Annotated in this window: 12 protein-coding genes and 1 tRNA gene; all 13 read right to left on the minus strand. The window is 55.9% G+C overall.

The window, feature by feature from the left end; all coding sequences use genetic code 11:
- Nucleotides 1–134, minus strand: a 134-nt coding sequence (locus tag QK300_RS13295) for a GTP-binding protein (protein WP_281302195.1), incomplete at its 3' end; no start/stop codon positions are given.
- Nucleotides 135–205: 71 nt separating this feature from the next.
- Nucleotides 206–2,287: an elongation factor G gene (gene fusA, locus QK300_RS13300; RefSeq protein WP_281302194.1), complete on the minus strand. Its 2,082-nt coding sequence runs from the start codon at nucleotides 2,285–2,287 to the stop codon at nucleotides 206–208.
- 36 nt (nucleotides 2,288–2,323) lie between these two features.
- The gene (gene rpsG / locus QK300_RS13305; RefSeq protein WP_042084124.1) at nucleotides 2,324–2,794 is read right to left on the minus strand and encodes a 30S ribosomal protein S7; all 471 of its coding nucleotides are present in this window, start codon (nucleotides 2,792–2,794) and stop codon (nucleotides 2,324–2,326) included.
- Nucleotides 2,795–2,806: 12 nt separating this feature from the next.
- Complete coding sequence (rpsL, locus tag QK300_RS13310; RefSeq protein ID WP_042084127.1) at nucleotides 2,807–3,178, minus strand: 30S ribosomal protein S12; 372 nt, start codon at nucleotides 3,176–3,178, stop codon at nucleotides 2,807–2,809.
- 452 nt (nucleotides 3,179–3,630) lie between these two features.
- Complete coding sequence (gene rpoC, locus QK300_RS13315) at nucleotides 3,631–7,872, minus strand: DNA-directed RNA polymerase subunit beta' (RefSeq protein ID WP_281302193.1); 4,242 nt, start codon at nucleotides 7,870–7,872, stop codon at nucleotides 3,631–3,633.
- 75 nt (nucleotides 7,873–7,947) lie between these two features.
- Nucleotides 7,948–12,066: a DNA-directed RNA polymerase subunit beta gene (gene rpoB, locus QK300_RS13320; RefSeq protein WP_281302192.1), complete on the minus strand. Its 4,119-nt coding sequence runs from the start codon at nucleotides 12,064–12,066 to the stop codon at nucleotides 7,948–7,950.
- A gap of 265 nt (nucleotides 12,067–12,331) precedes the next feature.
- Nucleotides 12,332–12,706 carry a 50S ribosomal protein L7/L12 gene (rplL, locus tag QK300_RS13325; RefSeq protein ID WP_281302191.1) on the minus strand — a complete coding sequence of 125 codons (375 nt, stop codon included), beginning with the start codon at nucleotides 12,704–12,706 and terminating at the stop codon, nucleotides 12,332–12,334.
- 55 nt (nucleotides 12,707–12,761) lie between these two features.
- Nucleotides 12,762–13,280 (minus strand): 50S ribosomal protein L10, encoded by a 519-nt coding sequence (gene rplJ, locus QK300_RS13330; protein ID WP_042084138.1) that lies wholly within the window; start codon nucleotides 13,278–13,280, stop codon nucleotides 12,762–12,764.
- A 395-nt stretch (nucleotides 13,281–13,675) separates the two neighbouring features.
- Entirely contained in the window at nucleotides 13,676–14,368 is a 693-nt protein-coding gene (gene rplA, locus QK300_RS13335) for a 50S ribosomal protein L1 (RefSeq protein WP_042084141.1), read from the minus strand.
- 1 nt (nucleotide 14,369) lies between these two features.
- Nucleotides 14,370–14,801 (minus strand): 50S ribosomal protein L11, encoded by a 432-nt coding sequence (gene rplK, locus QK300_RS13340; RefSeq protein WP_281302190.1) that lies wholly within the window; start codon nucleotides 14,799–14,801, stop codon nucleotides 14,370–14,372.
- Between the two features lie 129 nt (nucleotides 14,802–14,930).
- Complete coding sequence (gene nusG / locus QK300_RS13345; RefSeq protein ID WP_281302189.1) at nucleotides 14,931–15,464, minus strand: transcription termination/antitermination protein NusG; 534 nt, start codon at nucleotides 15,462–15,464, stop codon at nucleotides 14,931–14,933.
- Nucleotides 15,465–15,468: 4 nt separating this feature from the next.
- Complete coding sequence (gene secE / locus QK300_RS13350) at nucleotides 15,469–15,723, minus strand: preprotein translocase subunit SecE (RefSeq protein WP_281302188.1); 255 nt, start codon at nucleotides 15,721–15,723, stop codon at nucleotides 15,469–15,471.
- Nucleotides 15,724–15,748: 25 nt separating this feature from the next.
- Nucleotides 15,749–15,824: transfer RNA gene (locus QK300_RS13355), tRNA-Trp, on the minus strand.
- Nucleotides 15,825–16,136: the final 312 nt, after the last annotated feature.

A 16,136-nucleotide genomic window follows, 5' to 3' on the forward strand; every position in this document is an offset into this window, starting at 1 on the left:
GTGAACGTCGCCCCGCCCGTCAGCGCCAAAACCTTCGTAATCGCCGCCGTCAGCGTCGTCTTGCCATGGTCAACATGACCAATCGTCCCAATGTTCACATGCGGCTTGTTCCGCTCAAATTTCGCCTTCGCCATTTCCTGGTCCTTTATATTTTGCCAGAGGCACCGGAGCAAATCCCCGGCGCATGAACAGGTCTTCTTGCTAATCAGCCAGCAAGCTTGGCTTTCACTTCTTCGGCCACCGCATTCGGCACATCATCATAATGGCTGAACTGCATGGTGTATTGGGCCCGGCCCTGACTGAACGAGCGGAGCTGGTTCACATAGCCGAACATATTGGCCAGCGGCACAACCGCTGTCACAACTTGGGCCACGCCACGGGCTTCAGTTCCCTGAATTTGACCGCGACGCGAATTCAGATCGCCGATCACGTCGCCCATATATTCTTCAGGCGTAACGACCTCGACCTTCATCATGGGCTCAAGCAGCTTGATCCCGGCTTTCGATGCCGCTTCGCGCAAAGCCGCACGACCGGCGATTTCAAAGGCCAGAACGCTGGAATCGACATCATGATAGGCGCCATCAATGAGCCGCACCTTGAAATCGATGATCGGGAAACCGATCAGCGCGCCGGATTCGGCCACATCTTTGATGCCCTTTTCAACACCGGGAATATATTCCCGCGGAATATTGCCGCCCTTGATTTCATCCGAGAATTCAAGACCATCGCCCCGCTCACCGGGAGAAACAACAATCTTGATCCGGGCAAACTGGCCCGAGCCACCCGACTGCTTTTTGTGGGTATAATCAATCTCGATTTCGCGGGCAAAGGTTTCACGATAGGCCACCTGGGGAGCACCCACATTGGCTTCAACCTTGAATTCCCGCTTCATGCGATCGACCAGAATATCGAGATGCAATTCGCCCATACCCGCAATCACGGTCTGACCCGATTCCTCATCGGAGCGCACGCGGAAGCTGGGATCTTCAGCCGCCAGACGATGGAGAGCAATCCCCATTTTTTCCTGATCGGCTTTCGATTTTGGCTCAACGGCCACGGAAATCACCGGCTCGGGAAATTCCATGCGCTCAAGAATGATCGGGGCATTGGCCGCACAGAGCGTATCGCCGGTGGTGGTATCTTTCAACCCAGCCAAAGCCACGATATCGCCCGCATAGGCATCTTCCAGTTCCTCACGGGAATTGGCATGCATCAAAAGCATCCGGCCGATTTTTTCTTTCTTGCCCTTCACCGTATTGGTGACCTGATCAGCGCGGCTCAGCTTGCCGGAATAAATCCGGGCAAAGGTGAGGGTGCCCACGAAAGGATCGTTCATGATCTTGAAGGCAAGGGCCGAGAAGGGCTCTTCGTCGCTGGATTTCCGCTCCATGTGCTTTTCGGCATCATCAACCGAAACGCCCTTGATCGCTGGGACTTCGGTGGGAGCCGGAAGATAATCGACCACCGCATCCAAAAGCGCCTGCACGCCCTTGTTCTTGAAGGCCGAGCCACACAAAACCGGAACGAAATTGAGACCGATGGTGCCTTTGCGAATGGCCGCTTTCAGTTCGGCTTCGCTGGGCTCTTCGCCTTCGAGATATTTTTCCATCAAGGCTTCATCAACCTCAACGGCGGTTTCGATCATTTCCTGACGCGCCAGTTCGCAATCGTCTTTCATGTCAGATGGAATATCGACGACATCCCACTCTGCACCCAAAGATTCATCATGCCAGATGAAGGCTTTCATGGTCAGAAGATCGACAAGACCGACAAATTCCGATTCGGCACCGATGGGCATGTGAATGACCAGAGGCACGGCGCCCAAACGGGTTTTCATCATATCAACGCAGCGCGAGAAATTCGCCCCCATGCGGTCCATCTTATTGACGAAACACATCCGCGGCACTTTGTATTTATCAGCCTGCCGCCACACGGTTTCCGACTGCGGCTCAACACCGGCAACCGAATCGAACACCGCAACCGCACCATCCAGAACCCGCAAGGACCGCTCGACTTCAATGGTGAAGTCCACATGGCCCGGCGTATCAATGATATTGATCCGGTGATCTTTCCAAAAACAGGTGGTGGCAGCAGAGGTGATCGTGATGCCACGCTCTTGTTCCTGCTCCATCCAATCCATGGTCGCCGAACCTTCATGCACTTCGCCGATCTTGTGGGAACGGCCAGTGTAATAAAGGATGCGTTCGGTCGTCGTGGTCTTGCCGGCATCGATGTGGGCCATGATGCCGATATTGCGATACCGAAGAAGGGGCGTCTGACGTGGCATGACTTGACAAGCTCTCTGTCTAGTGGGGCGGCTGAATTACCAGCGATAATGCGAAAAGGCTTTATTGGCATCTGCCATGCGATGCGTATCTTCACGCTTCTTCACGGCGGCGCCACGATTATTGGAGGCATCCAGCAATTCATTTGCCAAACGCTCACCCATGGTTTTTTCACTGCGCTTTCTGGCCGCATCGATCAGCCAGCGAATCGCCAAAGCCTGGGCGCGATCAGAGCGCACCTCCACAGGCACCTGATAAGTGGCCCCACCAACCCGGCGCGATCGCACCTCGATGGCTGGTTTCACATGATCAAGGGCTTCATGGAAAACCGGCAGCGGATCGGTTTTCGCACGCGCTTCAACCTGATCGAAGGCACCATAGACGATTGTTTCCGCAATCGACTTTTTGCCGTCATACATCAGGCTGTTGACAAATTTGGTGAGAACAACATCCCCGAATTTTGGATCGGGAAGGATTTCTCGTTTTTCCGCACGATGGCGACGTGACATCGCTCTATCCTCTTATTTCGGACGCTTGGCGCCATATTTCGAACGGGACTGACGACGGCTGGATACACCCTGCGTATCCAGAACACCACGCAGAATGTGGTAACGGACACCGGGCAGATCCTTCACACGACCGCCACGAATCAGAACGACCGAATGTTCCTGCAGATTATGCCCCTCACCGGGGATATAGCTGGTCACTTCGATCGAATTGGTCAAACGAACACGAGCCACCTTACGCAGGGCCGAATTCGGCTTCTTCGGAGTGGTCGTATAAACGCGCGTGCATACGCCACGTTTTTGCGGGCACGCATCAAGGGCAGGAACCTTATTGCGTTTTACGGGCGCCTTGCGCGGCCTGCGCACGAGCTGATTGATAGTCGGCATGCGTCCTCTTCTTCCACTTAGCTGCTGGAATGGCCCTGACTGTCGAACATGTACCGCATAAAAATGCAGCCGCATCGTCTCCGGCACTTTGCCGCCAGAGATGTTCGGCAACCAGGTGATCCCGTAAAGTCATTCCGTTTTGGCTCGTACGACACCGGTGTCTGGCAGGAAAAACTGCCACCACCCGGGCCCGAGCAAGGTGCGCACTATATGCACGGCCTTGATGGGCGTCAACCGAAATAACCAGACTAATTTTCTTATGTTTTCACATGGTTTTCCGACAGATGCACAATGATTTTTGTGCCAGAAATCGGTAACGGTCGAGCCTCTTGGCTATCCATACAAGCAAAACGGGCACCAAGCCGAAGCTGGCACCCGTTTTTAAGATGTTCAAGACTCAGGACTGCCGCCTAAAACCGGGAGCTGATGCCGGTCCTCGGCCTTTTATGACCTCAGCCTTCCGATGAGCCTTCAGACCCGGCATCCTGCGCTGCGGCTTCAGAGGCCGCCTGTGTTGCCGCCGCTTGTGCCGCCAGTTTCGAGGCTTCGGCTTCGGCCTGCTGACGCAAGCGGAATTCCTGATCCCGGCGGCCCGCTTCATCTTTCAAGCGGCGCATCACCGCCCCCGTCCCAGCCGGGATGAGGCGACCCACGATCACATTTTCCTTCAGCCCCACAAGATTATCCACCTTGCCTGCAACCGAGGCTTCGGTGAGCACGCGCGTGGTTTCCTGGAAGGAGGCGGCAGAGATGAACGACCGCGTTTGCAGGCTGGCTTTGGTGATCCCCAAAAGCACCGGCTTGCCTTGCGCAGGCATCCGTCCGGCTTTTTCCAGCTTTTCGTTTTCGATCTCCATCTCTTCGCGATCCACCTGCTCGGCCAGCAGGAAGGTCGATTCGCCGGGATGGGTGATCTCTACTTTTTGCAGCATCTGGCGAACGATCACTTCAATATGCTTGTCGTTGATCTTCACGCCCTGCAAGCGATAGACATCCTGCACTTCCTGCACGAGATAAGAAGCGAGCGCCGCCGTGCCCATCACTTCAAGAATATCATGGGGCGCTGGGTTGCCATCGAGGAGATATTCCCCCTTCAGGATATGATCCCCTTCCCGCACCGAGATATGCTTGCCTTTGGGCACCAGATATTCGACCGGCTCATCGCCATCGGTATCCGGACGAATGATGATGCGGCGCTTGTTTTTAAAATCGCGGCCAAATTCCACGGTCCCATCTTTTTCGGCGATGATCGCATGTTCTTTGGGGCGGCGGGCTTCAAACAATTCCGCCACGCGCGGCAGACCCCCGGTGATATCGCGGGTTTTTGCCGCTTCCCGGGGAATACGCGCGATCACATCACCGGCGCTGACACGCTGGCCATCCTCGACCGACAAAATGGCATCCACCGACATGAAATAGCGGGCTTCGGTGCCATTGGCCAATTCGACCACTTCGTCATTCTTATCGCGCAAGGTCAGACGCGGGCGCAACTCGCCCCCTTTGGGAGACGACCGCCAATCCATCACCACCTTCGAGGTGATGCCCGTGGTTTCATCGACCACATCCTTCACCGATACGCCATCGATCAGATCGATCATGCGCACGATACCGGATTTTTCGGTGATGATCGGGATGGTATAGGGATCCCAATCACAGAGCTTCGCGCCTTTTTTCACCTCTTGGCCATTGCTCACCATCAGACGCGCCCCGAAAGGCACCCGATGGCTTGAACGGGCCCGGCCTTCGCCATCGATCAGGGCGATTTCCAGATTACGGCTCATGACGATCTGCCGCCCCTTGGAATCGGGAACCGCATGGGCCTGTTCATATTGCACGGTGGCATCATAGCCGGCTTCCAGCGACGATTGTTCAGACACGGTCGCCGTACCGCCAATATGGAAGGTGCGCATGGTAAGCTGGGTGCCCGGCTCGCCAATCGACTGGGCTGCAATAACGCCCACGGCTTCGCCCATATTCACCGGCGTTCCGCGCGCCAGATCCCGCCCATAACAAAGGGCGCAGGTGCCCGCGCGGGTTTCGCAGGTAAGCACCGAGCGAATACGCACCGACGTGACGCCCGCCTGCTCCACCTTCTCCGCCTCGATCTCATTGAGGGGCGTGCCCGCCGCAACCAACAGATCACCCGAAACGGGGTCCATGATATCAATGGCAGCCGTGCGGCCCAAAATCCGCTCTGACAGGCTGACCACGGTTTCCCCGGATTCGACGACTTCGGTAAGATCAAGGCCCTTTTCGGTGCCACAATCATGCTCGACGATCACGCAATCCTGGCTCACATCCACCAGACGACGGGTGAGATAGCCGGAATTGGCGGTTTTCAGCGCCGTATCGGCAAGACCCTTCCGGGCCCCATGGCTTGAATTGAAATATTCAAGAACCGACAGGCCTTCCTTGAAGTTCGAGATGATCGGGGTTTCGATGATCTCACCCGAAGGCTTGGCCATCAAGCCCCGCATCCCGGCCAGCTGCTTCATCTGGGCAGGGGAACCACGCGCCCCGGAATGAGACATCATATAGATGGAATTGATCTCCATCTCCCGGCCCGTCACCTTATCCATGCGGCGTGCCGAGATTTCCTGCATCATTTCATCGGCCACCTTGTCGGTGCATTGGGCCCAGGCATCAACAACCTTGTTGTATTTCTCGCCCTGCGTGATGAAACCATCCTGATATTGTTCTTCATATTCCTTCACCAAAGATTTGGTTTCATCAACCAAACGCACCTTGGTATCGGGGATCACCATGTCATCCTTGCCAAAGGAAATGCCCGCGCGGCAGGCATGGGCAAAGCCCAAAGCCATGATGCCATCGGCAAACAGCACGGTCTGCTTCTGACCGCAATGGCGATAGACAACATCGATAACCTCGGAAATTTCCCGCTTGGTCATCAGCTTGTTGATGGTGGCAAAGGGGATATTCTTGTTTTTCGGCAAATGCTGCGACAGCAACATCCGGCCCGGCGTCGTGTTTTCCCGCCGAGTCACGGGATCGCCATTCTCATCCACCGTGTGAATCCGCGCGATGATCTTGCTGTGCAGGGTCACCACATGATTATCGAGGGCATATTGAATTTCATCGAGCGAACCAAAGATCATGCCTTCGCCCGGCTCGTTTTCACGCTCCAGCGTAATATAATAAAGCCCCAGAACGATATCCTGGCTGGGCACGATGATCGGCTTGCCATTGGCCGGGCTGAGGATGTTGTTCGTGGACATCATCAGCACCCGCGCTTCAAGCTGCGCTTCCAAAGACAGGGGCACATGCACGGCCATCTGATCGCCGTCGAAATCGGCATTGAAGGCGGCGCACACCAGCGGATGAAGCTGGATGGCCTTGCCTTCGATGAGCACCGGCTCGAACGCCTGAATCCCCAGACGATGGAGCGTTGGCGCCCGATTGAGCATCACGGGATGTTCGCGGATCACCTCATCGAGAATGTCCCACACCTCGCGCCGCTCTTTTTCAACCAGCTTTTTTGCCTGCTTGATGGTGGTGGCGATGCCCTTTTTATCGAGCCGCGAATAGATGAAGGGCTTGAACAGTTCCAGCGCCATCTTCTTGGGCAGGCCACATTGATGAAGCTTCAGTTCCGGCCCCACTACGATCACCGAACGACCGGAATAATCGACGCGCTTGCCCAGCAGATTCTGGCGGAAACGGCCCTGCTTACCTTTCAGCATATCGCTCAGTGATTTCAGCGGGCGCTTGTTATTGCCGGTAATGGTGCGGCCCCGCCGACCATTATCGAACAGCGCATCCACCGCTTCCTGCAGCATCCGCTTTTCATTGCGGATAATGATATCAGGCGCCCGCAATTCGATAAGCCGCTTTAAGCGGTTATTGCGGTTGATCACCCGGCGATAGAGATCATTGAGATCGGAGGTAGCGAACCGACCGCCATCGAGCGGCACCAGCGGGCGCAATTCGGGCGGGATCACCGGGATGATGGTCATGATCATCCATTCCGGGCGATTGCCGGATTCGATGAAGCTTTCCACCACTTTCAGCCGCTTGACGATCTTTTTGGGCTTCAGTTCCGATTTGGTTTCCGCCAGATCTTTCAGCAGAGTTTCGCGCTCGGCTTCCAGATCAAGGGTTTCCATCATATGGCGGATGGCTTCAGCACCGATCCCGGCGGTGAAGCTGTCTTCGCCATATTCATCCTGCGCCCGATAGAAATCTTCTTCTGATAGAAGCTGATATTTCTTCAGTGGGGTCAGCCCCGGCTCGGTGACGATGAAGCTTTCAAAATAAAGCACACGTTCGAGATCCTTGAGCATCATATCAAGGAGCAGACCGATCCGCGATGGCAGCGATTTCAGGAACCAGATATGCGCGACCGGGGCCGCCAATTCGATATGGCCCATGCGTTCACGCCGCACTTTTGAAAGGGTGACTTCAACACCGCATTTCTCGCAGATGATCCCGCGATATTTCATGCGTTTGTATTTGCCACACAGGCATTCATAGTCCTTGATCGGACCAAAGATGCGCGCACAGAACAGGCCATCCCGTTCCGGCTTGAAGGTACGATAGTTGATCGTTTCGGGCTTTTTGATTTCACCGAAAGACCATGACCGGATCCGTTCGGGGCTGGCGAGCGAGATCTTGATACGATCAAAGCTCTCCGGCTTTTGGCCCGGGTTGAAGAAATTCATCAGTTCCTGATTCATCTCAGAACGCTTCCCAGCTTGAGGCTGCCCGACATTGGGTTGATCCGCGGACGGCGCAATCGCCGTCCGGGATGATTAGCTCTGCTCTGTTTCGCTCGACAAAAGCTCGACATTGAGACCAAGGCTCCGCATTTCCTTCACGAGCACATTGAAGGATTCAGGGATGCCGGCTTCAAAGGTGTCATCACCCTTGACGATGGCCTCATAGACCTTGGTGCGCCCGGCCACATCATCCGATTTCACCGTCAGCATTTCCTGCAAGGTATAAGCGGCACCATAAGCCTGCAAGGCCCAGACCTCCATTTCACCAAAGCGCTGACCACCGAATTGCGCCTTGCCACCCAGCGGCTGCTGGGTCACGAGGCTGTAGGGGCCGATCGACCGTCCGTGGATCTTGTCATCCACCAGATGATGCAGCTTCAGCATGTAAATATAGCCGACTGTCACCTTGCGGTCGAATCGTTCTCCGGTCCGGCCATCATAAAGATCGACCTGACCGGATTCATCGAGCCCGGCACTTTTGAGCATCTCACAGATATCGGCTTCCACCGCGCCATCGAAAACCGGCGTCGCGAAAGGCACACCATAAGACATATTGCCCGCAAGCTCGATCAGTTCACCATCGCTCAAGGTGGCAATATCAGCATCATATTGCTCCTGGCCATAGATCGATGACAAACGCCCCCGGATATCGCCGAGCACTGCCGATTTTTCCTCAACATCGTCATGCCAGGCTTCGACCATACGATTGATCTGACGACCGAGACCGCGGCTGGCCCAGCCCAGATGGGTTTCGAGAATCTGGCCGACATTCATGCGCGATGGCACGCCCAAAGGATTGAGCACGATATCCACCGGCGATCCGTCTTCAAGGAAGGGCATGTCTTCATCCGGCAAAATCCGCGAGATGACGCCCTTGTTGCCATGCCGACCGGCCATCTTGTCGCCGGGCTGCATCTTGCGCTTCACGGCCACAAAAACCTTGACCATCTTCAAAACGCCCGGCGGCATTTCATCCCCGCGTTGCAGCTTGTCCACCTTTTCTTCAAAGCGGCGCTGCAGATTGGCGCGGGATTCATCATACTGCTTTTTCAGGGCTTCGATTTCGGCCATCACGGCATCATCATCAACCGCAATGTTCCAGCGGTCCTTGTGCGACAGAGCCTCGAAAGCCTCGGCCGTGACCACGGTGCCCTTTTTCATCTCCTTGATCCCGGCGCTGACCACATGGCCAAGGATCAGATCGTTCAGGCGGGCAAAGATATTGCGTTCCAGAATGGCGCGTTCGTCATCACGGTCCTTTTGCAGACGTTCGATTTCCTGACGCTCGATCGACAGGGCCCGTTCGTCTTTTTCCACACCATGGCGATTAAACACCCGCACTTCGACGATGGTGCCCGCAACGCCCGGCGGCAAACGCATGGATGTATCGCGCACATCCGATGCCTTTTCCCCGAAAATCGCGCGCAGAAGCTTTTCTTCCGGGGTCATCGGGCTTTCGCCCTTGGGGGTGATCTTGCCCACCAGAATATCACCCGGATGCACTTCGGCGCCGATATAAACGATGCCGGCCTCATCCAGATTGCGCAGGCCTTCTTCACCCACATTGGGAATATCGCGGGTGATTTCTTCCGGCCCCAGCTTGGTATCCCGGGCCATCACCTCGAATTCCTCGATATGGATCGAGGTGAACACATCTTCTTTCACGATGCGTTCAGACAGAAGGATCGAATCCTCGAAATTATAGCCATTCCAGGGCATGAAGGCGACCAGCACATTCCGTCCCAGCGCCAGTTCCCCCAGATCGGTCGAGGGTCCATCGGCGATGATATCGGCTTTCGAGACGATATCGCCCTTGCGCACCAAAGGCCGCTGATTGATGGCGGTATTCTGGTTGGAGCGCTGGAATTTCGACAGGCGATAGATATCCACGCCGGGATCGCCCGGGCCCACATCTTCGGTGGCTCGCACCACGATGCGCATGGCATCCACCTGATCCACCACACCCGTACGCCGGGCTGCGATGGATGCGCCGGAATCCTGTGCCACCACCTTTTCCATGCCGGTGCCCACGAAAGGCGCTTCCGCCCGCACCAGCGGCACCGCCTGACGCTGCATGTTCGAGCCCATGAGGGCACGGTTGGCGTCATCGTTTTCAAGGAACGGAATGAGCGCAGCCGCAACCGAAACAAGCTGCTTGGGGCTCACATCCATCAGGGTGATCTGTTCGGGCGGGGCCAGCATGAATTCGCTGGCACAACGTGTGGAGACCAGATCCGCCACGAAGCGATTATTTTCGTCCAGTTCGGCATTCGCCTGCGCGATGGTATGGCGGCTTTCTTCCATGGCCGAAAGATAAACGACATCACGGGTCACGACACCATCCACCACCTTGCGATAAGGGGTTTCGATGAAGCCATATTTATTGACCCGGGCATAGGTGGCCAGGGAATTGATCAGGCCGATATTCGGGCCTTCCGGTGTTTCGATCGGGCAGATGCGACCATAATGGGTGGGATGCACATCGCGCACTTCAAAGCCCGCCCGCTCACGGGTGAGCCCCCCCGGTCCGAGCGCCGACACACGACGCTTGTGGGTGATTTCGCCCAGCGGATTGGTTTGATCCATAAATTGCGAAAGCTGCGAACTGCCAAAGAATTCCCGCACGGCAGCGACCGCAGGCTTCGCATTGATCAGATCATGAGGCATCACGGTATCGATATCCACCGACGACATCCGCTCGCGAATGGCCCGTTCCATCCGCAAAAGGCCCACGCGATACTGATTTTCAAGCAATTCGCCAACCGAACGCAAACGACGATTGCCCAGATGATCGATATCATCCACCTCGCCCCGGCCATCCTTCAGATCCACAAGATGGCGCAGCACCGAAAGAATATCTTCCTGACGCAGAACCCCCACGGTATCTTCAGCATCAAGACCCAGCCGCATATTCATCTTCACCCGGCCAACCGCCGAAAGATCATAGCGTTCGGGATCGAAAAACAGGCCATCGAACAAAGCTTCAGCGGTTTCCTTGGTTGGCGGCTCGCCGGGACGCATCACCTTGTAAATCTCAGCCAGGGCCTGCTCATAGCCCTCGACCTTATCCACCTGAAGCGTATTGCGAATCCAGGGGCCAATCGACATATTATCGATATCGAGAACGCGCAGTTCCACAAAGCCTGCTTCATAAAGGCTTTCCAGATGCGCTTCGGTGATTTCCTCACCGGCTTCGATATAAATCGCCCCGGTCTGATCATCAACCAGATCCTCGGCAGCATAGCGGCCAACGATTTCTTCCGCCGGAACCAGAAGTGCCTGGATCCCATCCTTTTCGAGCTTTTTGGCAAGACGCGGGGTGACTTTCTTGCCCGCCTCGATCACCACTTCGCCGGATGCCGCATCCACCACATCATAATCGGGCTTGGCGCCACGCCATTTATCGGCAAGGAACGGTACCTTCCAGCCCTGTTCGGTGCGCTCATAGCTGATGGTTTTGTAGAAATAATGCAGGATCTGTTCGGATGTCATGCCAAGGGCATACAGCAGAACGGTGGCCGGCAGCTTGCGACGGCGGTCAATCCGCACATTCACAATGTCTTTGCCGTCAAATTCAAAATCAAGCCACGAGCCGCGATAGGGAATGACCCGCGCGGCAAACAGGAACTTGCCCGAGCTATGGGTTTTGCCCTTGTCATGATCAAAAAAGACGCCGGGGCTACGATGCATCTGGGAAACAATCACCCGCTCGGTGCCGTTCACCACAAAGGTCCCGTTTTTGGTCATCAGGGGCATATCGCCCATATAAACGTCTTGTTCCTTGATATCGAGAACAGACCGCGCATCGGTATCGGGATCAACCTCGAAAACGATCAGCCGCAAGGTCACGCGCAAGGGCGCGGCCAGCGTCATCCCGCGAGCGCGACATTCATCGAAATCATATTTTGGATCTTCCAGTTCATAACGGACATATTCCAAGGATGCCGTATTGGAAAAATCCGTGATCGGAAAAACCGATTGCAGAACGCTCTCCAGACCAGAGGCTTTCCGCTCCTCCTCGGTCGCCCCAGCCTTGAAGAATTGATCATAGGATGCCCGCTGCACCGCGATCAGATTCGGCATCTCCGTCACTTCGGGGATGCGGCCAAAGGTCTTGCGAACCCGCTTACGACCGGTGAAAGAAGTCGCCATGCTACGCCCTCGCTTCGCTTGCGCTCATAAACGAATGACCCTGTGTCATCCGCCTGCCATCCGGGATGCGACATCTGACAATGCGCTCTCCCCGACATCATAAATTCCATCAGGCCCCAGGCCAACCCGGCCCGAACCCCTTGTCACTCCCGTTTCAGGGAGCCTCGGCCCAATCCCCGCAGACATTAGCCTTGTCGGGAAAGACACCTGCGGGCCGGGGGCGCACATTGCCCCCAGCCCGACCATCGCGCATTAAAGCGTGACGTTATTTCAGCTCGACAGACGCACCAGCGGCTTCAAGTTGAGCCTTCAATTTGGCGGCGTCTTCTTTATTGACACCTTCCTTGACCGGCTTAGGCGCACCTTCAACCAGATCTTTGGCTTCTTTGAGGCCAAGACCGGTAATGGCCCGCACTTCCTTAATGACATTGATTTTCTTCTCGCCGGCGGCGGTCAGGATCACGTCAAATTCGGTCTTTTCTTCAACGGCTTCGGCAGCACCGGCCGCACCGGCAGCGGCAACGGCGACCGGAGCCGCGGCGGAAACGCCCCATTTTTCTTCCAGCAGTTTGGACAGCTCAGCAGCTTCCAGAACGGTCAGGTTCGACAGGTCTTCAACAATCTTTTCAAGATCAGCCATTTTTAACTCCATATGACCCTCAAGCGGGTCTCATTCCAATGATTGGGTATCAAGCTCACGCAGCGTCTTGCTTCTCGGCATAAGCGGCCAGGACACGAGCGACCTGTCCACCGGGGGCCTGCAACACTCTGGCGATGCGGCTTGCGGGGGCCTGCAACAGACCCACCAGCGTCCCACGCAATTCGTCGAGCGAAGGCAGTTCGGCCAGGGCCTTGACGCGATCCGCATCAAGCGCCTGTCCATCCAGAACGCCGCCCAGAATGACCAGCTTGTCATTCTTTTTGGCAAATCTGGCCAGCACTTTGGGTGCCGCCACCGGATCATCGGAATAGCCGATTGCTGTTGGACCCGTGAACAGATCCGCAATCGATTCCGATGAGGTGCCTTGAAGCGCGATTTTGGTGAGCCGGTTCTTCGTCACTTTGAAGTCGGCCCCGACTGCACGCATTTGAACGCGCAAATCAGACATTTCCGCTACCGAAAGCCCCTTATAGTGTGTGACCACCACAACGGGGGCAGCGGAGAAGACGTCCTGCATGGACGCGACCAGCTCCTTCTTTTGGGCTCGATCCACTTCTCGCCTCCTGTTGGGACAGACAATCGATCATTGTCTCTCCAGGTTGCACCAGACGTGCCATCGAAAACGGCACGCCACGCACTGTCCGGGGGCATTCCGGCACCGAAAGGCGGCCTTGTGACCAACCATCGGAACTCGGTTTCAACCGGCCGCTTCACAAAAGCACAAAAACCCCTGCAAAGCCAAACCGGCCATCGTCACCCCGTCTCATGCAGGCCCCGATCTGTGATCGATTAAGCCGCTTGGTTTCCATTATCCGGCAAAGCCAAATAATCGCACGGAAAACGCCCGGCACCTGCAATCTCGGACAGAAGAACCGGCCGATATACGGCCGATCCCCGATCGGTTTCGCCAAAAACATCCGGCAAAACCGCTCTTTTCAGATCGCCGCCTCAGCTGAAGCTGGCAACCGAAATTTTCAAACCCGGGCCCATCGATGAGGTGATCGCCACCTTTTTCAGATAGTTGCCCTTGGCCCCTGCGGGCTTTGCCTTGATGATGGCAGCAATGAAGGCCTGCACATTGGCCTCGATCTGCCCGGCATCAAAGCTCAGCTTGCCAATACCCGCATGAACGATACCGGCTTTTTCAACCCGATATTGTACCTGACCGGCTTTGGCATCCGTCACGGCTTTTTTCACATCCATGGTCACGGTGCCCAGCTTGGGATTGGGCATCAAACCCTTGGGGCCCAGAACCCGGCCCAGCTTGCCGACCACAGCCATCATATCGGGGGTGGCGATGATCCGGTCGAAATCAATATTGCCATTGGCAAATTCTTCGGCCAGATCTTCAGCGCCCACCTTGTCGGCTCCGGCAGCCAAAGCTTCATCCGCCTTCGGGCCTTTGGCAAAAACCGCAACGCGCATGGTTTTACCGGTGCCATGGGGAAGCGAAACAACGCCCCGCACCATCTGATCGGCATGGCGGGGATCAACCCCCAGATTCATGGCGATTTCAACGGTTTCATCGAATTTCGTGGCTTTCACCGATTGCAGGATGCCGATGGCTTCGGGAATCGTATATTCCTTTTCGCGATCCACCTGGCCCGCCAGCGCCTTCATTCTTTTGCTCAGATGTGCCATCTCACATGCCCTCCACGGTCAGGCCGATCGAACGCGCGGAACCGGCAATGATGCTCATTGCCTGATCCAGATCATGGGCGTTCAGATCCGGCATTTTGGCTTCGGCGATTTCGCGGATCTGATCCACGGTCACCGTGCCTGCGGATGCCTTGCCCGGCGTCACACCACCCTTTTTGATATTGGCGGCGCGCTTCAGATAATAGCTGGCAGGCGGGGTTTTCGTCACAAAGGTAAAGGAGCGATCCTGATACACCGTGATGACGGTGGGAATCGGCATGCCTTTTTCCAGCTTTTCTGTGGCCGCATTGAACGCCTTGCAGAATTCCATAATATTCACACCGCGCTGACCAAGCGCCGGCCCGATGGGGGGCGACGGATTGGCAGCACCGGCGGGCACTTGCAGCTTGATATAGCCGGTAATCTTTTTTGCCATGTCAGTTCCTCTCTGCCCGGATCGGCCGGGCACCAGTTCGAAAGGGGCGCGGTAACGGCCCTGGCTGGCCTCCCGCGCGATGAAAGCCGCACGCAGACACCAAAGGCATCTGCGCCGACCTTATTTCAATCAGGACTTTTCGACCTGAGCGAATTCAAGCTCCACAGGCGTGGCCCGGCCAAAAATCGAAACCGAAACCTTAAGCCGCGAGCGTTCTTCGTCCACTTCTTCGACCATGCCATTGAACGAGGCAAAGGGGCCATCTTTCACCCGCACTTCTTCGCCCACTTCAAATTGAATGGTCGGACGCGGACGCTCCACGCCTTCCTTCACCTGATGCAAAATCCGGTCCGCTTCGGCCTCGCTGATCGGCACCGGCTTGCCCTGCGGCCCCAGAAAGCCGGTCACCTTACCGGTGTTTTTCACCAGATGGTAGGTCTGTTCGTTCATCACCATCTTGGCCAGCAGATAGCCGGGGAAAAACTTTCGTTCGGCCGTGCGTTTCTGGCCTTTTCTGATCTCAACCACTTCCTCAGTGGGCACGATCACCTCTTCGATCAACGTATCAAGGCCCTGCAATTCAGCCTGCTCCTTGATCGAATCGGCCACCTTCTTCTCGAAACCGGAATAAGCGTGAATGATATACCAGCGCGGATCTGCCACTCTTTTACCCTCCGAAACCGAGAATCGTCGACACACCCCATGACAGGCCCATATCAACCACGACAAAGAAAATCGCAGTCAATGCCACCATGATACCGACCATGACAGTCGTGATCGACGTTTCGCGGCGTGAGGGCCACGTCACTTTATCGAGCTCTTGGCGCACCTGCCGCACAAATTGTGCAGGGCTTGTCTTGGCCATGTCTTCGTCCGTTTCGTTATCCGTGGCTACAGAATACATAATGCGATCATCAATCACATTACAGCACATGTCCTCTCGGCGCTGGCAGGAGTGGCGAGACTCGAACTCACAACCCCCGGTTTTGGAGACCGGTGCTCTACCAATTGAGCTACACTCCTCCACGCCGTCACCTCTTCAGGAAGAAGACGCAACGGAGGGGACTTAGCGCGACAGGCTCAACCGTTCAACCTAATTCTTGATCAAACGGCAAATGAGACGGAAATTCCCGCGATCCACGCACCATAAGCGGCCCGACCATCGAGGGGAAGCATCCGTCCCGGGGGTGAGAAAGCGAGCATCCCCAACCGTAAACCCACGGCAGGACGCCCGCTTTTTCCATTATTTTGTCTTATCCAACCGCATTCGCTGCGGATCTATCTTCAATTCAGGCGATGATCAATCAGGCGACGATCGACGCAACAACGCCGGCA

The sequence above is a fragment of the Iodidimonas sp. MBR-22 genome, from assembly GCF_029946565.1.
Taxonomy (GTDB): Bacteria; Pseudomonadota; Alphaproteobacteria; order Sphingomonadales; family Rhodothalassiaceae; genus Iodidimonas; species Iodidimonas nitroreducens.